The sequence below is a fragment of the Chryseobacterium nepalense genome (assembly GCF_023195755.1).
Taxonomy (GTDB): domain Bacteria; phylum Bacteroidota; class Bacteroidia; order Flavobacteriales; family Weeksellaceae; genus Chryseobacterium; species Chryseobacterium nepalense.
On sequence record NZ_CP096203.1, the window covers coordinates 1,545,662 to 1,565,270 of the forward strand.

Annotated in this window: 16 protein-coding genes; 4 read left to right on the forward strand and 12 right to left on the reverse strand. The window is 37.0% G+C overall.

Going from position 1 to position 19,609, the window contains the following annotated elements; translation table 11 throughout:
• Nucleotides 1–62 precede the first annotated feature (62 nt).
• Entirely contained in the window at nucleotides 63–803 is a 741-nt protein-coding gene (locus M0D58_RS06640) for a glycerophosphodiester phosphodiesterase family protein (RefSeq protein WP_248394467.1), read from the reverse strand.
• A 187-nt stretch (nucleotides 804–990) separates the two neighbouring features.
• Here M0D58_RS06640 and ligA point away from each other — a divergent pair, with 187 nt between their 5' ends.
• From ligA to M0D58_RS06655, 3 genes are all read left to right on the forward strand, one after another.
• Nucleotides 991–3,006 carry an NAD-dependent DNA ligase LigA gene (gene ligA / locus M0D58_RS06645; RefSeq protein ID WP_248394959.1) on the forward strand — a complete coding sequence of 672 codons (2,016 nt, stop codon included), beginning with the start codon at nucleotides 991–993 and terminating at the stop codon, nucleotides 3,004–3,006.
• Between the two features lie 105 nt (nucleotides 3,007–3,111).
• Nucleotides 3,112–3,756, forward strand: coding sequence for an MgtC/SapB family protein (locus tag M0D58_RS06650; protein WP_248394469.1), 645 nt, complete (start codon nucleotides 3,112–3,114; stop codon nucleotides 3,754–3,756).
• Nucleotides 3,757–4,163: 407 nt separating this feature from the next.
• The gene (locus M0D58_RS06655) at nucleotides 4,164–6,302 is read left to right on the forward strand and encodes a S46 family peptidase (RefSeq protein ID WP_248394471.1); all 2,139 of its coding nucleotides are present in this window, start codon (nucleotides 4,164–4,166) and stop codon (nucleotides 6,300–6,302) included.
• Between the two features lie 176 nt (nucleotides 6,303–6,478).
• On the opposite strand, the gene M0D58_RS06660 is transcribed toward M0D58_RS06655, so the two are convergent.
• A complete protein-coding gene (locus M0D58_RS06660) occupies nucleotides 6,479–7,045 on the reverse strand; it encodes an REP-associated tyrosine transposase (RefSeq protein WP_248394473.1) in 567 nt (188 codons plus the stop codon).
• A gap of 101 nt (nucleotides 7,046–7,146) precedes the next feature.
• Nucleotides 7,147–10,011 (reverse strand): M16 family metallopeptidase, encoded by a 2,865-nt coding sequence (locus M0D58_RS06665; RefSeq protein ID WP_248394474.1) that lies wholly within the window; start codon nucleotides 10,009–10,011, stop codon nucleotides 7,147–7,149.
• 536 nt (nucleotides 10,012–10,547) lie between these two features.
• On the opposite strand from M0D58_RS06665, the gene polA reads away from it, so the two are divergent.
• Entirely contained in the window at nucleotides 10,548–13,385 is a 2,838-nt protein-coding gene (gene polA, locus M0D58_RS06670; RefSeq protein WP_248394960.1) for a DNA polymerase I, read from the forward strand.
• A gap of 137 nt (nucleotides 13,386–13,522) precedes the next feature.
• Here the strand turns inward: polA and M0D58_RS06675 are convergent, their stop codons facing one another.
• The 9 genes from M0D58_RS06675 to tssD form a co-directional block, all read right to left on the reverse strand.
• Nucleotides 13,523–14,140, reverse strand: coding sequence for an FEKKY domain-containing protein (locus tag M0D58_RS06675; protein WP_248394475.1), 618 nt, complete (start codon nucleotides 14,138–14,140; stop codon nucleotides 13,523–13,525).
• Nucleotides 14,141–14,148: 8 nt separating this feature from the next.
• Entirely contained in the window at nucleotides 14,149–14,805 is a 657-nt protein-coding gene (locus M0D58_RS06680; RefSeq protein WP_248394476.1) for a hypothetical protein, read from the reverse strand.
• A 59-nt stretch (nucleotides 14,806–14,864) separates the two neighbouring features.
• Nucleotides 14,865–15,422: a hypothetical protein gene (locus tag M0D58_RS06685; protein WP_248394477.1), complete on the reverse strand. Its 558-nt coding sequence runs from the start codon at nucleotides 15,420–15,422 to the stop codon at nucleotides 14,865–14,867.
• Nucleotides 15,423–15,455: 33 nt separating this feature from the next.
• A complete protein-coding gene (locus M0D58_RS06690) occupies nucleotides 15,456–16,229 on the reverse strand; it encodes a protein phosphatase 2C domain-containing protein (RefSeq protein WP_248394478.1) in 774 nt (257 codons plus the stop codon).
• 33 nt (nucleotides 16,230–16,262) lie between these two features.
• A complete protein-coding gene (locus M0D58_RS06695; RefSeq protein ID WP_248394479.1) occupies nucleotides 16,263–16,661 on the reverse strand; it encodes an immunity 22 family protein in 399 nt (132 codons plus the stop codon).
• 40 nt (nucleotides 16,662–16,701) lie between these two features.
• Nucleotides 16,702–17,451: a DUF6000 family protein gene (locus tag M0D58_RS06700; protein WP_248394480.1), complete on the reverse strand. Its 750-nt coding sequence runs from the start codon at nucleotides 17,449–17,451 to the stop codon at nucleotides 16,702–16,704.
• Between the two features lie 413 nt (nucleotides 17,452–17,864).
• On the reverse strand, nucleotides 17,865–18,422 hold the full coding sequence (locus M0D58_RS06705; RefSeq protein WP_248394961.1) for a YdeI/OmpD-associated family protein: 558 nt from the start codon (nucleotides 18,420–18,422) through the stop codon (nucleotides 17,865–17,867).
• Between the two features lie 147 nt (nucleotides 18,423–18,569).
• On the reverse strand, nucleotides 18,570–18,920 hold the full coding sequence (locus M0D58_RS06710; protein WP_169232548.1) for an immunity 51 family protein: 351 nt from the start codon (nucleotides 18,918–18,920) through the stop codon (nucleotides 18,570–18,572).
• A 181-nt stretch (nucleotides 18,921–19,101) separates the two neighbouring features.
• The gene (gene tssD / locus M0D58_RS06715) at nucleotides 19,102–19,512 is read right to left on the reverse strand and encodes a type VI secretion system tube protein TssD (RefSeq protein WP_248394481.1); all 411 of its coding nucleotides are present in this window, start codon (nucleotides 19,510–19,512) and stop codon (nucleotides 19,102–19,104) included.
• Nucleotides 19,513–19,609 lie beyond the last annotated feature (97 nt).

Consider the following 19,609-nt stretch of genomic DNA (forward strand, 5'->3'; position numbering starts at 1 on the left):
CCTCAGCAGAAAATAAAAAAGTCTGCCTCAGGAGACAGACTTATCATTAAATTTTAAGCTATTTATTTCAGCTGATCCGGAATATTGGTCGTAATAAATCCAATACCTTGTTTTTTCAGTTCGTCTGAAACGGCAATATCATTTACCGTCCAGGCATTGGTTATTAAACCCAATGTTTTTGCTTCGGAGATCCATGTTGGATTTTTCTGGAAAACACTGTAATGATAGTCCAGCCCGTCCAGTCCTTCTTCTTTGATCTGCTGTGGAGAAAGCTCTCCTTTCAGATACTGAACTTTAAATTTCGATTCCAGCTTTTTGATTTCTTTGCAGATATTCAGGCTGAAGGAGATAAATTCACACTGTGTATCCAGCTTCATATCTTTGATCATTTTAATAGTCTTTGCCGTGAGCTCATCTTCCTTTTCTTTTGTTTTATCCGGTTTTATTTCAACGACAAGCTTCAAGGCTTTATCTTTTTTTCCCTGCTTCAGATAATCTTTTAATGTAGGAAAAGGCTCACCGTTGGAAAGCTTTATTTTTTTGAGCTCTTTAAAATCCGTTTCGGAAATTTCCATTTTTGCATGATGCTCATCATGATTTACCACCAGCACACCGTCTTTCGTCATGCGTACATCGAATTCGGAACCATAAATTTTTAGGTTCTGGGCATTTTCAAGTGATTTCAGAGAATTTTCCGTGGTTGGCGGCTGTGTCTGCCAATATCCTCTGTGTGCGATAATCCGGGTTTGTGCCTTCATGAAAACGGTGCTTACAACTGCTAACCCTAAGATAACTTTTTTCATAATACAAATAATTATTCTTTATTGAAATTCCGCCAATCCTATCATTCTAAGAAAAAGCGGATAAATGAATGAACAAATTTAGAAAGACATTTGTGATAATGCTTTACATCGAATATAAAATTAATATTAATTCTAATCATCAAAATCTCCCCAATACTTATTATTTTTGCTGGAAAGACAGAATCTCATGCCCGACAATATCGAAACCATACAGCAAAGAATAGAAGATCTTAGAAAAGAACTTCACCAGCACAACGAAAACTATTATCTTCTTGACACGCCTACGATCACAGATTATAATTTCGATATGCTTCTTGAAGAGCTCAGGGATCTGGAAGCAAAATATCCTGAATTCTATGATGAAAACTCTCCTACGATGAGAGTAGGAGGTGGAATTACAAAAGTATTTCCAACCGTTCAGCATAAATACAGAATGTATTCCCTTGATAATTCTTATGATTTCGACGATTTGGAAGACTGGGAAAAAAGGATCATTAAAGCGATAGATGAACCTGTAGAATTTGTAGCCGAGCTGAAATATGATGGAGCCTCTATTTCTATTTTGTATGAAAATGGAAAGCTTGTTCAGGCTGTAACACGGGGCGACGGCTTTCAGGGAGATGAAATCACAGCGAATGTGCGCACTATTTCCGATGTTCCGCTAAAGCTGAAAGGTGATTTTCCTGCTCATTTTTTTATGCGCGGCGAAATTTATTTAACCCGAAAAAATTTCGATAAAATAAACAAACAGCGTGAAGAAGATGGCCTGGATCCATTCATGAACCCTAGAAATACCGCCAGCGGAAGCCTTAAAATGCAGGACAGCGGCGAAGTAAGAAAACGCGGACTATCATCAGTTTTATATCAATATATTTCCGAAGAAATTCCTGCAGAGTCTCATTGGGAACTTTTAGAAAAAGCAAAATCCTGGGGTTTCAAAACATCTCAACAGGCAAAGCTTTGCAAAACACTTGCTGAAGTAAAAGAATTTATTACATACTGGGACATCGAAAGACATAATCTTCCTTTTGAAATTGACGGGATCGTTTTAAAAGTCAATTCCTTAAAACAACAACGACAGCTTGGCTATACGGCAAAATCCCCACGTTGGGCGATGGCTTATAAATTCAAGGCCGAAAAAGTGGAAACCGAACTCCAGACCGTTACGTATCAGGTGGGAAGAACCGGCGCCATTACTCCCGTTGCCAATCTTAAGCCCGTATTGTTGGCAGGGACAATTGTTAAAAGAGCTTCTCTCCACAATGAAGATATCATTAAAAAGCTGGATCTGCATGAACATGATTTCGTGTATGTAGAAAAAGGAGGTGAAATTATTCCTAAAATCGTAGGTGTAAATAAAGAAAAAAGAACTGCCGAAAGCAAAGAAATAGAATATATCAGACATTGCCCGGAATGCGGAACGGAGCTGGTGAAAATTGAAGATCAGGCCATTCATTTCTGCCCGAATGAACTGCACTGTCCGCCACAGGTGGTAGGAAGAATGATCCATTATGTTTCTAGGAAAGCTTTAAATATTGATAATCTCGGCAGCGAAACCATTGAACAGCTATACAGAGAAAGACTCATTGAAAACCCTGCTGATTTTTATGTTTTGAAAAAAGAACAGCTGCTGCCATTGGAAAGAATGGCGGAAAAATCTGCACAGAATATCATCTCCGGAATCGAAAAATCCAAGGAAATTCCTTTTGAAAAAGTATTGTATGGAATCGGGATAAAACACGTGGGAGAAACGGTTGCCAAGAAGCTGGTTAAGAATTTCCCTTCCATAGAAGAGCTCAAAAATGCCACAGTGGAAGAGCTTTGCCAGGTAGAAGATATCGGAACCAAAATCGCAGTAAGTATTGCCGATTTTTTTGCCAATCCGGAAAATATCCTGATGATTGAAAGACTGAAATCGTATGGTGTTCAGCTTGAAAAAGGAGAAAGTACCAATGAAGTTTTATCGAATGTCCTGGACGGAAAAACCTTCCTTTTCACCGGAAAATTATCCTTATTCACAAGAGAAGCAGCGGAAGAAATGGTGGAAAAACACGGCGGAAAGAATATTTCAGCAGTCTCTAAAAACCTGAATTATCTGGTGGTAGGTGAGAAAGCCGGCAGCAAGCTGAAAAAAGCCCAGGATATCGGAACCATTGAAATTCTTGATGAACAGCAGTTTCTGGATCTTATAGAGAAAAAGTAAATTACCATGGCTGTCTTCGGACAGCTTTTTTTTATAAAATGATTTCATTCATATTCTGTAAAAAATATTTTATCTAATTTTATTCTGGCTATTAAATTATTACGCATGGAATTTCTAAAAGATCACTCTATCCAGAATGAATTGCTGCTGATTTTTATTTCAGTGGTCCTTGGAATAATGATTGGTGCAGAACGCGAATACCGTAATAAATCTGCCGGACTGCGCACTTTCATTCTGATTTGCTTCGGGTCCTGTCTCTTTACCATTCTTTCCATAAAAATCGGGGTGGATGATCCTGACCGTATTGCTGCCAATATCATTACAGGAATCGGCTTCCTTGGAGCCGGGGTTATTTTCAAAGGGGATAATAAAATAGACGGAATTACAACAGCCACTACAATATGGGCAACTGCTTCCATCGGGATGGCCGTTGGATCAGGATACGTTTATCTCGCAGTTTTAGGAACCGTTTTAATACTTCTGATACTCAGTTCGCTCACCAGTTTAGAAAAGCTGATCGACAAAGAACATAAGATCAGGGAATACAAAATTGCCGTCAATAACTATCATGACATACCGTATTGTGAAGAGCTTTTCAGAAAACATAACCTGAAATATTCCGTTTCAAAGCAGCAGTATACGCAGGGAAATCTTTCTACCTCATGGATTATTACCGGAAAAAATATTAATCATGAAGCTTTAATGAAAAGCCTGATGGAGGATGATCACATTATCGCCTATCAGTTTTAGCAATAAACTGTTTCAAACTTTTTTATTTAACCACAAAGGAACAATAGCATTTTGACACATGAGACACATTAGATAAAGGATAAAGCCTCACGATTATTTTAGAAGATATTAGTTCTTCAAAATCTTTGATTTTTTATTCTTTCGAAAGCTTTAATTACTTCATGAAAAATCTAATAGTATATCTTTTGACTCTTTTGTGGCTAAATTAGATTGCTTAAAAAAAGTAGTGTATTTTTTTCTCAATTTTAAATTTTTCAGTGAAAATTTTTATCTCAACATCATCAACATTGTACGGAATAGCTATTAGCAAAAATCTATAAATCACTCATTTTCAAAATAAAAACAGACAACATACCGCAAAATTTCAAACTCATAATTTCTTCGTAAATTGGAGCAAAATTTTGATTATGACGAAAAAGATAGTTTTATCCGTATTTCTTTTGCCGGCTGTAATGACATTTGCACAGCAATACGGAGGAATGTGGATTCCGACAGAGCTGAATGAAAAGGAAATGAAAGATCTGGGAATGAAAATCTCTGCAAAAGACATCTTCAACCCGCAGAAAGCAAGCATTAAGGATGCGGTAGTGCAGTTCAACGGCGGGTGTACCGCAGAAATAATTTCTCCAAAAGGCCTTCTGCTTACCAATCATCACTGCGGTTACGGACAGATTCAGGCACATTCAACGGTTCAGAATGATTTATTATCAAACGGGTTCTGGGCTAAAAATACTGAAGGTGAACTTCCGAATCCCGGTGTAACCGTTGATTTTATAGTTGATATCAAAGAAGTTACCGGTCAGATTTTACAGGGTACAGACCACCTTACAGAACCTGAACTCTCTAAACAGATTGCCAAAAATATTGAGATTTACAAAAACTCTCAGAAAACCGAACCTTACCAGTCTATTTCCGTAAAATCAATGTATTACGGAAATAAATTTTATGCCTATACTATTGAAACGTATAAGGATATCCGTTTGGTAGGCGCACCGCCGCAAAGCATTGGGAAATTCGGTTCCGATACTGATAACTGGGTTTGGCCGAGACATACGGGAGATTTTTCAATGTTCAGGATTTATGCTGATAAAAACAATAAACCTGCGGAATATTCCAAAGATAATGTTCCTTATGTTCCCAAACATTACCTTCCGGTTTCCATTAAAGACAAAAATGAAAATGATTTCACCTTCGTTTTCGGATTCCCGGGAAGAACCACGGAGTATCTTCCGGCCATTGCCGTTGAAAAAATCATGAAGGAGATCGACCCGGCAAGAATTGCGGTGAGAGATATCGCATTGAAAACATTAGATGAAAAAATGCGTACCGATGATGCCACTCGTATTCAGTATGCTTCAAAATATGCTTCGGTAGCCAATTACTGGAAAAAATGGATCGGCGAAGTAGAAGGTTTGAAAAAATCGAATGCCGTAGAGAAAAAAATGAAGTATGAGGCTTCGTTGGCTGCTAAAAATCCTGAAATTAAAACAACCCTGGATCAACTCACCAAGCTCTATAACGATCAGGCTCCTTTTGCGCTAAACAATGCTTATTATTCTGAAACCATCAGAAATGCAGAAACGCTGATGCTTGCTAACCTTTATTACAGTTATATCTCTGCCGTGGAAGCAGGAAGAATGGATGAAAAAGGTACCGCAGCTTTAAAAAACAGATTAACTTCTTTTTATAAGGATTACAATGCCGAACTTGATGCAAAAGTTACAGCAAAACTGCTTGCTTTGTATGCCAATAAAACAGATGCTCAGTTTTTACCTGCCGGATTCGAGAAGTATAAAAATGAAACTCAAAACATTCAGGTTATTGAAGATGCCTCTAAAAATTCTATCATTACAGGAAGAAGTGATGTGAACGGTGCTTCTTTAAGCAAGGATATTGATAAAGCATTTTCCAATCAGGATAAATTAATCAAAACCCTTAAAAAAGACCCTGTTTTCCAGATTTATTTAGCACTTAGAGACACTTATATGACCAAAGCGGATCCTCAGTTTATGGCACTTCAGACAAAGATTGATGCGCTGCAGAAAACCTATATGGCTCAGCAGATGGCAACGGATAAAGACCGAAAATTCTTCCCGGATGCCAACTCTACCCTTCGGGTAACCTATGGAAAAGTAAAAGGTTCTTCGCCAAGAGATGCCGTTTCTTATAATTATCAGACCCACTTAGCCGGCGTAATGGAAAAATATGTTCCGGGAGATTATGAGTTTGATGTGCCTAAAAAACTAATCGATCTTTATGATAAAAAAGATTTTGGACAATATAAAGATAAAACAGGAGATGTTCCCGTAGGATTTACTGCAACCAACCACACAACAGGAGGAAACTCAGGAAGCCCGGCACTTGATGCCTACGGAAATCTTGTAGGATTAAACTTCGACCGACAGTGGGAAGGAACAATGAGTGATATTAACTATGATCCGCGTTTCAGCAGAAACATCATGGTGGATACGAAATATATTCTTTTCATCATTGATAAATTTGCCGATTCCAAATGGCTGATTAATGAAATGAAAGTTGTAAAATAGTTTTTAATAAAGTAATCAAAGTCCCGAAAGTTTTTTCGGGATTTTTTGTTTGAAATAAATTATAAACATATATCAAGAATTTTATATAAATCAAAAAGCGTAAAATATTACAATCCTGCACTTTAGTCAAATAACACACCGCTGCCGCGCGATTGTATCGCGCGAAATAAATAAACCTAAATATTAAACATTCTGAAAACAACTATATCCTCCAAAAGCCCTTTCTCGTCGGCATAATCTATAGCACTACTGTATCGGTACTCTTCCGCATTTGTTACAAGTCCTGCTTTTACAGGATTTTTATGGGTATAATTAATCTTTTGCCAGATTACTCTGTTGCTCCATAACTCAATTGGATGATTATCATGTCTCCAAAATTGATACTGATTGACGTTAGATGTTTTTAAACCTTCTTTCAGGAAAAAGTTTAATAAGAATTTGTTTCTGGGTTCTTTTGCGTTTTCTTTTATTGCTGAAACAACGGCCTTGCTGGTAAACCTTTTGAAATCGCCTAATAAAAGCTCCGGTTTTTGACCATTCACACTTCGGAAAACCAAATGTACATGATTGGGCATAATACACCAGGCATGTATTTCCATTCCTTTATTTTTCTGACAGAATCTTAAACTCTTCAACAGCAGCTCTATATATTCATCTTTTATAAAGACATTCAGCCAGCCGACAACAGCAAAGCTTACGAAATACAGCCCTTCGGGATTATGGAATTTGTAATTTCTACTCATCAATGTATGTTTTGATAAAGATAAAAATTTATAAAAGATAAATAAAAACAAAAAGCCACGCGATGGAATCGCGCGGCAGCTTATGATTATTTTATTAAATTTTAATGTCCAAAAATATCTTTTAATGTTACTTCTTTAAAAGTTCCCATCTGAGAAACAGCGTTCATATTCAGGTTTTCTTTTTTCCCGATAATAGCTGTATTAAAATGGACCGATTTAATGTAATTATTATAAAATTCCTTAACATCTTCAAAAGTCAGTTTTTCAATCTGCTGATAAATATCTTTTCTGAAATCATGATAAATATTAAGTTTTTTGAGTCGTAACGTATTAAAGAAAATATTCGTTCTGGTAACTCTCGCGGAAGCAATCTGCTTTAAGGCTGCATTTCTGGCGTTTTCAAACTGTGCCGGAACTTCAGGAAGTTCATTCATCAGTTCGGTAAGAGTATCTACGGCAATCTGCAGTTTATCCGGCTGTGTTCCGATATACGTTGTGATATAATCAGGATGATGGAGTTCCGAATTGGCAGCGTAAGAAACATACGCAGAATAAGCAAGACTTTTACTTTCACGGATTTCCTGGAAAACAATCGAAGATAAACCTCTTCCGAAATATTCATTGAATACATTAATTTTTCCGAAATTTCCTGTATCCACCATTTGTCCTTTTCCGATTCTGCTCATTTCCATCTGTACCATGTCGTAGTTTGTGAAATAAACATTTCCCGTAGTTTCCGGCTCCGGATATTTTTTAGGTTCGGGAATAGCCAGGCTTTCCGTTTCGATATATTTTCCGATATATTCTTTAAAACCTTCAAAGTTTCTTCCGTAAAAAAAGATCTGATATGGAAACCTGAATAAATTCTTCATTCTTTCCGTAAAAACTTCAACATTGGTGTTTTCAAGCTCTTCTTTTGAAATAATATCCGTAAACCTTGAAAACGAGCCGAGTTTGGTATAATTCGTTAAAGCCGTCATGATACGGGCTTTGTCTTTTTTTACTGCTGCACGGTTTTCAAGCACTGTTTCTACAAACTGGTTATAAATTTCCTGATCCGGCTGTACTTCTTTCATCCAGTGCTGGAGAAGCTCGATCCCTTTAGGAATATTTTCTTCAAGTCCCGCCAGTGAAATCGTAAGCTGATCATTAGCCGTTTTAAAATCATTGGTAATTCCGATCTTAAAAAATTCCTTCTTAAGATCATCCGGTGAAAACTTTTCCGTACCTAAATATTGAAGAACCTGAGTGGAAATACCAAGATCCCGGTCATGATCGCTCCCAAAAGGAAAAATAAAATGCACCTGGGCAATATCATTGCTTTTATTTTTTACAAAACTCAGTTTTTTATCTTTAATACTATCCGTGAGAATCTCTTTCTGATAATCGATAAACTCAGGCTGAATATCTTCCGTTTTTTCAGCTAAAATCTCCCGGAGGAATTCAGATTGAGCTTCACGGTTGATCTTTACCGGTGTGATTCCGGGATTTTCCACACGAATCAGCTTATCATTGGTTCCTTTTTCTTTTTTAACAATGACGTAGTTGTCTTTGAAAAATTGGTTGGCAAAATTTACTACCTCATCCTTTGTAATTGCTGCATATTCATCCATTTCATTCAGTTCCTGTTCCCAGGTTCTGCCTTTGATGTAGGTATCGTAAAGGTTGGTAGCCAAGCCGTCTGCTGTTTCCAGCCCCTTCATTCTCTGCACTTTAAAATCATTAATGATGGCCTTTAGCGTCCAGTCCGGGAAGTTTCCTTTTTTTACCAGTTCAACCTGTTCCAGCACAAGATTTTTTGCTTCATCCAATGTCTGTGTTTCTTTAGGAACCGCAACAATGGAGAAATATCCGTACTGTTTTAACCCTACTGAAAATGCCTGTCCCCAAAGCAGTTTCTGGGTCTGATTGATATTCAGGTCTATCAATCCCGCCTCTCCCCTGTTGCTCAAAATATTGGCTACAATATCAGCAAGCATGGCTTCCTTTGTTCCGTAGCTTTCGGTTCTCCAGGCGAGCTGAACTCTTGGTGTGGTAGGACTTTTCACGGTTCTTTCTATAATTTCCGTGATAGGCTTTTCTGTAACAGCAGTTTTTTTAGGCAATTCCCGGTAAGGAATTGTTCCGAAATACTGATCTACAAGTTTAATAGTATCATCAAAATCAAGATCTCCTACCAAAACCATTGCATAATTATTCGGGACGTAATATTCATCAAAATATTTATGAATCGCTTTCATGGAAGGATTTTTCAGATGTTCCGCCTTTCCCAGGGTGGTTTGCTGCCCGTTGGGATGATTGGGAAAAAGTGCGTCCATCAGTTCGTATTGAACCAGCCTGGAGTCATTATCCTGTGCCCTGTTGAATTCTTCATACACCGATTCAAGCTCAGTATGGAAAAGTCTCAACACCAGCTCCGAAAATCTTTCTTTTTCAATTTTCAGCCACTTTTCCAGTTCATTATTGGGAATATTATTTTTATAAACGGTTTCATCAAACCAGGTGTGAGCATTGGTTCCCGTAGCGCCTAATGAAGAAATTGCCTTGTCATATTCATTTGCAATAGCATATTGGCTTGCTTCCTGAGAAAGTTCATCTATCTTCCGGTAAATGGTTTTCTTCTTTTCCGGATCAGCCGTTGCCTTATGTTCTTCAAACAAATCCGAAATCCGGCTCAGCAACTCATTTTCTTTTTCCCAATCCTGTGTACCGAGTTTTGAAGTCCCTTTAAACATCATATGCTCAAGATAATGGGCAAGCCCGGTATTATCGGCCGGATCATTATTGCTTCCCGTGCGTACCGGAATATAAGTCTGGATTCTCGGAGCGTCAAAATTCTGGGCAATAAATACCTTCAGTCCGTTTTTTAAAGTATAAATTCTTACGTTATTTTCATCATTGGAAACGGTAATATATTCGTAATTTCCATCTTTATGAATCGTTTCACTGTATTTTTTATCTGTCATATCAATCATTTTCATTCTTACATCAGAATGCCATACAAATGTAAGGAATAGAAAATGAACTGTGTATGTTTTGTCAGGATTAGCGTACCTTACTAAAATTGTAAATTCCTGAATACTGTTTGTTCATTTGATTAAATTAAATGCCTAGGAGATTTAAAATAAAAATAAATTAAGTCTGATCTGAAGATTTTATTTCATCTTCGAGACTAAAAAGACTCCATGATGAGCAAAAAAGCTCGCCCACGAATCTAAAAGACTGAAAAACCAGTCTAAAAGGCTCATCGACGAAGCAAAAAGACTCAACGATGAGCCTAAAAGGATCAAAAACCAGCCTAAAAGGCTCAATGACGAGGCAAAAACACTCAACGGCGAGCCTAAAAGGTTCAACAACCAGCCTTGGAGGTTCAAAATTGAAGCAAAAAGGGTGGTTTTAAAACGATCATGTTAAAAAATTACCCATAACACCTCCGGTTAATCCTTTCCACATTTCCCTATTAAAAGAACTCTTTTTCTTATATTTGTTTTTTATGGACAATATGGACGCAACACAAGATAAAAGATTATTCCTGATCGATGCTTATGCAATGATTTTCAGAGGATATTATGCTCTGATCAGAAATCCGAGACTCACCAGCAAAGGCCTGGATACTTCAGCCATTTTCGGATTTACCAATTCCCTGATTGAATTGATCAGAAGGGAAAAGCCTACTCATCTTGCGGTGGTTTTTGATGTGGGTGAAGCCAGCATTAGAACGGGAGATTTTTCAGAATATAAAGCCAACAGGAGTGAAACACCGGAAGCCATCCAAAATGCGATTCCATACATCCACAGAATTCTGCAGGCCATGCATATTCCTATCCTGGGTGTTCCCGGTTATGAAGCGGATGATGTGATCGGAACCATTGCATGTAAAGCTGAAAAAGAAGGCTATACAACATTTATGGTAACTCCGGACAAAGATTTTGCACAGCTGGTTACCGATAAAATTAAAATTTACAAACCCGGATTAAAGGGCGGAGATATCGAAATTTTAGGCGTAGACGAAGTGAAAGCCAAATATGAAATTGAAGATCCTAAACAAGTCATAGATTTCCTGGCGATGATGGGAGATTCAGTCGATAATATTCCGGGACTTGATGGTGTGGGTGAAAAAACTGCGATGAAATTCCTGAAAGAGTTCGGAAATATTGAAACTCTTTTAGCCAACACCGACAAATTAAAAGGTAAATTAAAAGAAAAAGTAGAGGCTTCCGCCGAGCGTGGAATTTTGTCTAAAAAACTGGCCACCATTATCTGCGATGCCCCTGTGGAATTCCATCAGGAACAATATGATCTGGAGACTCCGGATTTTGAAAAGGTAAAAGAAGTTTTTGACGAAATAGAATTCAGAAGGCTGTATGAAAATCTTTACCGAGCCTTTTCTCCGGCCGCCACAGGAACTGTTGTGGTTGCAGAAATAGACGTTACCATTGCCGAAACTCCGCAGCAAAAAGTGGCACAGGCAGTGGGACAGCTTGATCTGTTTGCCACGTATGAAGAGCTGGATCAGGCCACATCTACCAAGTCTACCATCGAACAGAACGATCATCTGTATCAGTTTATCGATAATCCGAAAGCACAGAAAATCCTTGTCGACAATTTACTAAAACAACGGGTAGTCTGCTTTGATACCGAAACCACTTCTCTTAACGAACTTGAAGCCGAGCTGGTGGGGATGAGTTTCAGCTACAAAAAAGGTTTGGCCTATTATATTCCTCTTTCTGAAGATCAGGGTGAAGTATTGCAGACGCTTGAGATTTTCAGGCCGTTTTTCGAAAAGGAAGATCTGATTAAAGTAGCACATAATTTAAAATTCGATTATAAAATCCTGAAAAGATATAATATCACCGTGAAGGGCGCAATGTTCGACACGATGATCGCACATTATCTCCTGAATCCTGACGGAAGACACGGAATGGATTATCTTTCTGAAATATACCTGGGGTATAAACCTGTTTCCATTGAAACCATTATCGGTAAAAAGGGAAAAAAACAGGGAAATTTCAGGGATGCAGATCTCAGGACACAGACCGATTATGCGGCAGAAGATGCCGATGTCACTTTCCAGCTTTACGAACTTTTCGCCCCACAGCTTAAAAAGGAAAATTTAGAAGATCTTTTTTTCAAGATAGAAATGCCGCTGATGGAGGTTTTGGCTAAAATGGAGCTGGCCGGAATTTCCCTTGATGAAAAATGGCTTGCCCAGGAAAGTGTAGATCTGGAAAACGATCTGAAGCAGCTGGAAGCCAAAATTTTTGAACTTTCAGGAGAAGAATTCAACGTCAACTCTCCGAAACAGCTGGGAGATATCCTTTTCGAAAAGCTGCAGCTGGACCCGAAAGCCAAGAAAACGAAAACCGGACAATACGCGACTTCGGAAGATATCCTGCAGAAGCTTGCGTCCAAACATGAGATTATTCAGCATATCCTTGAATACAGAACGTATCAGAAATTAAAATCAACTTACGTTGATGCATTACCGTCACAGATTGAAAAATCGGACAACCGCGTTCATACGAATTTCTCACAGACTACTGCCGCAACGGGCCGTCTGGCGAGTGTCAATCCGAATCTTCAGAACATTCCGATCAGAACGTTGAGAGGCCAGCAGATCCGTGGTGCTTTTGTGGCGGGAGAAGGTAAAAAAATTATTTCTGCCGATTATTCACAGATCGAGCTTCGTCTTATTGCTGAAATTTCCGGAGAAGATAATATGATTAAGGCTTTCCAGAACGGAGAAGATATTCACGCTTCCACAGCGGCAAGGCTGTTTAATATTCCGCTTGAGGAGGTTTCAAAAATCCAGAGAAGCCAGGCGAAGACCGTCAACTTCGGGATTTTGTACGGACAGGGCGCTTTCGCTCTTGCAGAGCAGACCGGATTGTCCAGAAGTGAGGCGAAACAGATGATCGATGCGTATTATGCTACTTATCCGAAACTGAAAGAGTATATGGCAGAGCAGGTGAAAAGAGCCCGTGAAATCGGTTATGTGGAAACCATTCTGGGAAGAAAGCGTCATTTGAAAGATATCAATTCCAATAATTTTGTGGTTCGCGGACACGCCGAGAGAAATGCCGTAAATGCCCCGATTCAGGGAAGTGCCGCCGATGTGGTGAAGATGGCGATGATTAAAATTCAGAAAGAACTTGAAAAAGAAAAATTAAAAACCAAAATGCTGCTGCAGGTACATGACGAATTGGTTTTTGAAGCTCCGGCTGATGAAATCGATGTAGCCACCAACATCATTAAAATGGAAATGGAAAATGCTATTGAAACACAGGTTCCATTGCTGGTGGAAGTAGGTGTTGGGAATAATTGGCTGGAAGCGCATTGATTAACCATATAGATGCTTCGACAGGTTCAGCATGACAATGCTAATATTAACTAACTGTTTAAACGGTGAATTTTTAGTAATGTTATATTGAGCCAGTCGAAGCATTTTTCATTATCTGTTGTAAGAATTCGGCAGGTTTATTTGTTCAAATTTTCAATTTCCTTATTCATTTTTTCTTCCCAACCTTTTCCGTTTCTTTTATCAAGATAAGGCTTTACTGTTTCTTCATATTTTTGTTGTCCTTCACCATCAATTATATCAACAATACAACCTGTATTGAAATAGCTTATCCCGAATTTTTTCCGGATACTGTCTATTTTATTCTGCGTTTTGGTATCATATTCCGGAATAGGAAGTCCACATGCAAACCGGTACATAATTTTATCTTTTTTGATATCTTCTTTTGCCTGCTGAATATATTCATTTTCAGATTCTTTAATGGCTTTTCGGGTTGATATGTAAGTAGCTGCATCAAAATATATAACATAGCTTAACAATATACCACAGAATACGGTAAATACTAAAAGAAATTTATTTTTCGGATTTAAATTTTTAATTCTCAAATGACTAATCAGCCAGGCAATCAAAGCAAATATAGCCAAAGCGATCAAAAGATATTGCGGCCTGCTTTCCGATATAATTGTCCGAACATCAGATTTTCCCGGATATATAAGAAGATAGCCACCTAAAGTATGTACTGCAATAAACAACAGTACAACAACAATATTAATTGTGAGCAGCTTTCTGGAAACCATGATTTAATTTATGATAAAGCTAAGGTAAAAAATGCGGCAAACATGATCCCGCTAATCAGCAAAATAAAAATGGCAAACTTCTTAATATCTTCCAGTTCTCTGCCATATTTCAGAATAAGCTTTCTGAATCCTCCGGAAATGAGCGTCATTAAAGCAGTAAGGAAAAGCAAACCCAGTGCGGTGCAGATTCCAAATCCAAAGGGTCCGCCGGATCTTTTCTGTAAGAAAAAAGGCAGAATATCATACAAAAGAAGAATATTCCAAAGGAGAATAAATACCACCGGAAAAAACGGCTTCAATGGAAATCCGCCCTGTCTCTGCTGACGGATGATCTGCTGATCTTTTTCGGTAAGAGGAAAATTGGCTTTCTCCAAAAATCCGGTCTGTTTAATCTGGCTGATCACAAATTCAGGATCTTTCATGGTCCAGAAAATCACGTTCTGATTATAATTTTCTACTCTGTGTAAAATTTTAATTCCCTGTCCGATAAGAGGAATAGCCATATAAGGTTTAATCGAAATAATATCCTGCGGCTGGAAAATAACATTTCCGGCAAGTGAGGCATCTATTTTGAGCGTATTTTCGTCAGCATAAAGGTTGGCAAAAGGATAACTTGCATTTACTCTTCCAATTCTCGCACCGCCTGTAAGTTTAAATTGTTTCATGGTTTAGTTTATTTTGTCATTCTGGTAATGGCCAGATCATTGGTAGGTTTAATTCATAACTAATAAGGATAGTTCCATTTGATCCTATCGAGTTCTTTGTCAAGCTCATGTCGCAGAATTTCATTTTTTATCTGCCACTCATTATAATTTGATAGTGTGAAGCTTTGATATATTTTTAAAAGTTTAATTAAATCTTCCTTAAACAGGCGAAAACCTTCATAGGGACCATCAAGATCATACATTGAATATTCTGAAAATCCGTAAAGCAGATACTGCTCATCTTTCGTAAGTCTTTCTTCATAAGAAATTTCACAGATTATCTTAAGCGCTTTTTTAAATTCCAAAGATTTTGTATTTAACAAATGATAAAGAATTCCGAGTATTGCCCTGCAAACAATTTCCATATCAGCATTTTGAGAATTCCTGTCTAATAAGGTAATTAAATCATGAGTAGAATTTGTTGTGGAGATTTCAATAAACTCATATTCGGATGTTTTTTCTGAGGACAGAATTTCATCCGACCAACCTGTTATAAAATCATTTGTAATGATACCGTACTTTCTTAATTCGGCAAAAACTTTTAATAAATTTTTGTAACTTTTTATATTCTCTGCCATGAAAATCCTATTTCTGAATTTAATTCCACTTATCTATTTACCGACTGTTCGAGCCGTTATAGTGCCAATGATATACTTATTAATCCTGATAACAGCGAGATCGTCAGTAGGCTTCAATCCGTAATAATGTTCTAGTTTTTTTAATTTTTGGGAAAGCATTTCTTCGGAATCAATATTATCTGTATCTATCAGGAGATAATTAATCGGATCAATTTTCTCATTGTGACTGGTCTTTTTAACAGCTGTAAAAGAAGAAATTCCATCTGTCGCAATGGAAACGTTTTTCATCTGATTGAAAAATATTTTCTGAGTCTGATTGTTGTACCAGTCATCAAAATTTTCCTTCAGATGATAAGCAAGATAATCAGGTTTATTATCTCTTTCAAATTCAGTGATTTTTCCATCGATACAAATCAAACCATCACCGATGCTTAGAATGATTCCTTTATCCGTTTTCATATCATAAAGAAGAAGAATTACCGTCGTAAGCAGCTCTTTTTCATCGAGCATGAGATGATTTTTGAGAACAATGATTTCTTTAAAGAGCTCTTTTAATACAGCTTTCAACTCGTCTTCAAGACTATCTACATGGCTGGTTTCGTATAATTCTTCATATCCTTTTTCAATACTTATTTTCCGCAAAATTTTGCCAAATAAGGCAGATGCAAACTGACTTTCCATGGCTGTTGAGCATCCGTCCATCACAGCACACAAGATTTTATTGCTTCCTATTTTCTTTGTAATCAAAAAATCTTCGCAATGATTGATATGGTATTCACCGATCTGCAGAACGGAATATATCTTCATGGTTCGGTATAAAAAATTATAAGTTTAAATGCCTTATGCACTAAATTCAATGCCGCCAACATACGTCAGAGAGAAAAAATCGTTCTCAACGGAAACGGGCTTCGGAACCTGTCCTTTATTAAGGAAGATGATGGCATTCACTTCAAATTTCAGATTGATCTCATTAAGCCTGTTCACCAATATCGGGAGCCACTGTTCGGCAAAAGAATACGCGGCGAATTTTTCATAGATGGTTTTGTTTCCATCTTCATAGCCGTACTCTACAAAATCATGATCAAGCCACACCACATTCTGTGAAGCGGCAAATTTTGAAATATGGATGTCATCAGATTCTTCAAGGAGATAATAGTTTTCATCTTCTTCCACAAAATCATAAAAATCTTCTTCACTGTTAAAATTTCCTACCCAAAAATCTAATGTATCTGTATGCATTGTTAATTTTCTTGTTTATGGCTTCAAAGTTAGGATATATTTAGTCAAAATAAGGTTTCAATTCCTGTAAAAATTTGATTTGTTCGGTAATGTGCTTAACGCTCAATTCAGGATTTATAATGACCTGATCCAAGCTTTTTAAATATTTTTCAGAACTTCCTTTGCCTTCTTGCTGTTCAATTATTTTAGCAATCTGAATATTTCTTACTTTGGAAATTTCACCTTGTTCAATCAGCATCTTGTTCCATAGTTTCAAGTATTTAGAAAGGTTATTTGTTTTATTGATAATGTCAAGATAAGCTACAGCTTCCAATACAGCTTGCTGATCAAAGTCAAGCTCAGGTTTTTGCAAATAATATTCTAAATATTGATGAAGATATTCTATTGTTTCAGGAGTATTATGATAAGCAAGAACCAGAGCATATAAATCTCCCGCATAGCACACTTCACTTTTGAGTAAATGAACACCAATGATGGGTATTTGACTTTCATAATTTTTCAATACAGACAGATAAGCTCCAACTGTTCTGGTTCTCCAATTAAAATCTCCTAAGAGCGCTAAAGTTACATCTTCGGTCAATTCATTTTTCAATTCCAGAAGATAATCTACCCACGAAAGGTCATGGGTATTTCTTATTTTCATATATAATGGAAGAACCCATTTATCGGTAAACTCTTTACTTAACTGAAAATTATTCTGATGACTTTCTAACTGGTTAAAAACAGAAGCATGCCTTATTATTGCTCCTGCTGAATGTAAATTTAATTCTTCCTGAAACTCGTTATTCATGTTAAAATAATGATTAGTCTTAATACAATTTAAATGATAAAATAAACATACTTAAAAAATAATACAGCATTGAAGCACTGAGAAATAAAGTACAGAATATTACATTAAAGCTAAAATATCCACGTATAATAGGGATATTTTCCAATATGGAATTGATTCCGTAAAGCATTAAAAAATATCCTGGAATTAAAAAATTCATCAATACCAAAAAGAAGCAGTTTTGTAATACTTCATCGTAGAAAAATCCGGGAGTTATTGCAATGATGTACAGACTTGAAATAATTGAAACAGCAAAAATTATGGTTACATATATCTTTAACTTCAATTGCTTATTTTCCCTCCTAAAAAACAGAAAATAATGGAAATTTGATATTCCCAATAAAATTGTTATAAAAATTAAAAATTCCTGCATCTTATAAAATTCTCTTTCCCGCTTCACTTTCCTGAATCGTCTTTTCCAATCTTGACAATCTGGTTTTTTCCTGTTTCGCCCGCATGATCCAGTGCAGCATTACTTTTTTATAAGAAGGCGCCTGATTGTTGAAAAATGCCCAGGCTTTTTTGTTGTCCTTAAATTGTTTTTCAAAGTCCGGACTCAATGCAGCGGTTTCATTTTCGTGAGAGTATATTGCTGATTTCTCTTCCTTTCTAAGCTGAAAAGCCTTTTCTCCGGCCTCTGTCATGAGACCTGCATTTGTAAGTTCTTCCATTTTCCTGATATTAACGGCACTCCAGATGCTTGTCGGTTTTCTCGGTGTAAAACGGATGCTGTAACTTTCTTCATCAACAGATCTCCGCACGCCGTCTATCCATCCGAAACATAAAGCCTGATCTACAGATTCCGGCCAAGTTATGGAAGGTTTCCCGGTTCCGACTTTGTAAAATCCGACCAGCAGTTCTTTTTCTGACTGATGGTTTTCTTCAAGCCATTTTCTGAATTTCTGCGGTGTAGAAAAAAAGGTTGGTTTCATGGTTTCAAACTTTCGTCTAAAATACTTATTTTTCTTTACAAGGTCTTGAAGGATTTCGGGGGCGGGAGCTTTGCTCCCGCCCCCGAAATCCTCTATCATTTAATTTTTTATATATAATACAAAAGACCTCATCGAGGTCTTTGTTTTTTAATCTATTTCTGCTTTCAGGAAAAGATCCTGAATCTGTATTTCATCTTCACAGGTTTTTTTAAAGTCTGTTACAAATTCTTTTAAGCGTTCCGGATTGTTGGAATAGGCACAAAACATGTCGGCTTCCGGATCAAATTTAATTTCATCTGCAAGATCGGGCCTTTTTTCTTCTACAAAAACTTTCGCAAGTGAAGCCCAATCGTATCCATTGCCTTCGAAACCTTCATCTTTGCGCCACTCGAAAATTTCGGGTTTGTAGGTTCCTGCATTTAAACATACTGAAAAAGTCTTTTCTGAGGCTACCCAAAAAAAGGGTTTGATTGCCGTTTCAAAATTGTACGCTTCCATACTTTATTATTTTTAAATGATATTAAAGATAATAAATTTTGAACATGGATGCTATTTTATAACATTTATTAACTTTTGGGACCATTTTTATCTTCTTCAGAAAAGAAAAAACAGAATAGCTACTCCTACGAGCTGAGCTATTCTGTAACCAATTTTATTTTTACTAAGATGATTGTAGGTATTAGTTACCGCTGCTTGGCCAAAGACCCTCGTATTTAGAATTTCCGTAGTCGATTGTTTCGGCACTTACAATGAAACTGATCAGCATGCTGTTTTCGTCTACAGCGTCAAAATCTACTTCATGCTGAATTACATATCCGTTTTCCCAGTTTAATGTGATCAATGTGCCTTCTTCGTGGGATTTGTTAAATGTAATTTCACCTGTTGTAGGTTTGTATTTTCCGTTCAGTAAACTTTCCAGGATATCTGATTTTTCAGTGGCTTCTACTGTAACTTTAATTAATGCGTTTGATGGGTCTGAAGCTACTCTCCCAGATACGTCCGTTGATCTTGACACACTGTAATTCAGCTTTAATAATTTTTGACCTTCTCCTCCGTTGAATTTTAAAATTCCTCTTGAATTTGTTGCCATGATTTGTAAATTTTAATCGTTAATAATATTTTGTGATTTGGTTGGTTTCGTTGATTTGTTGATTCAAAGATAGATCACAAATTTTAATTCCGAAAAT

Coding starts and splice junctions, on each gene's coding strand:
- ligA (WP_248394959.1), top strand. CDS start 991: ATGCCCGACAATATCGAAACCATACAGCAAAGAATAGAAGATCTTAGA.
- M0D58_RS06690 (WP_248394478.1), bottom strand. CDS start 16,229: ATGAAGATATATTCCGTTCTGCAGATCGGTGAATACCATATCAATCAT.
- M0D58_RS06680 (WP_248394476.1), bottom strand. CDS start 14,805: ATGAAACAATTTAAACTTACAGGCGGTGCGAGAATTGGAAGAGTAAAT.
- M0D58_RS06695 (WP_248394479.1), bottom strand. CDS start 16,661: ATGCATACAGATACATTAGATTTTTGGGTAGGAAATTTTAACAGTGAA.
- M0D58_RS06665 (WP_248394474.1), bottom strand. CDS start 10,011: ATGACAGATAAAAAATACAGTGAAACGATTCATAAAGATGGAAATTAC.
- M0D58_RS06685 (WP_248394477.1), bottom strand. CDS start 15,422: ATGGCAGAGAATATAAAAAGTTACAAAAATTTATTAAAAGTTTTTGCC.
- M0D58_RS06700 (WP_248394480.1), bottom strand. CDS start 17,451: ATGAATAACGAGTTTCAGGAAGAATTAAATTTACATTCAGCAGGAGCA.
- M0D58_RS06655 (WP_248394471.1), top strand. CDS start 4,164: ATGACGAAAAAGATAGTTTTATCCGTATTTCTTTTGCCGGCTGTAATG.
- M0D58_RS06710 (WP_169232548.1), bottom strand. CDS start 18,920: ATGGAAGCGTACAATTTTGAAACGGCAATCAAACCCTTTTTTTGGGTA.
- tssD (WP_248394481.1), bottom strand. CDS start 19,512: ATGGCAACAAATTCAAGAGGAATTTTAAAATTCAACGGAGGAGAAGGT.
- polA (WP_248394960.1), top strand. CDS start 10,548: ATGGACGCAACACAAGATAAAAGATTATTCCTGATCGATGCTTATGCA.
- M0D58_RS06675 (WP_248394475.1), bottom strand. CDS start 14,140: ATGGTTTCCAGAAAGCTGCTCACAATTAATATTGTTGTTGTACTGTTG.
- M0D58_RS06705 (WP_248394961.1), bottom strand. CDS start 18,422: ATGAAACCAACCTTTTTTTCTACACCGCAGAAATTCAGAAAATGGCTT.
- M0D58_RS06660 (WP_248394473.1), bottom strand. CDS start 7,045: ATGAGTAGAAATTACAAATTCCATAATCCCGAAGGGCTGTATTTCGTA.
- M0D58_RS06650 (WP_248394469.1), top strand. CDS start 3,112: ATGGAATTTCTAAAAGATCACTCTATCCAGAATGAATTGCTGCTGATT.
- M0D58_RS06640 (WP_248394467.1), bottom strand. CDS start 803: ATGAAAAAAGTTATCTTAGGGTTAGCAGTTGTAAGCACCGTTTTCATG.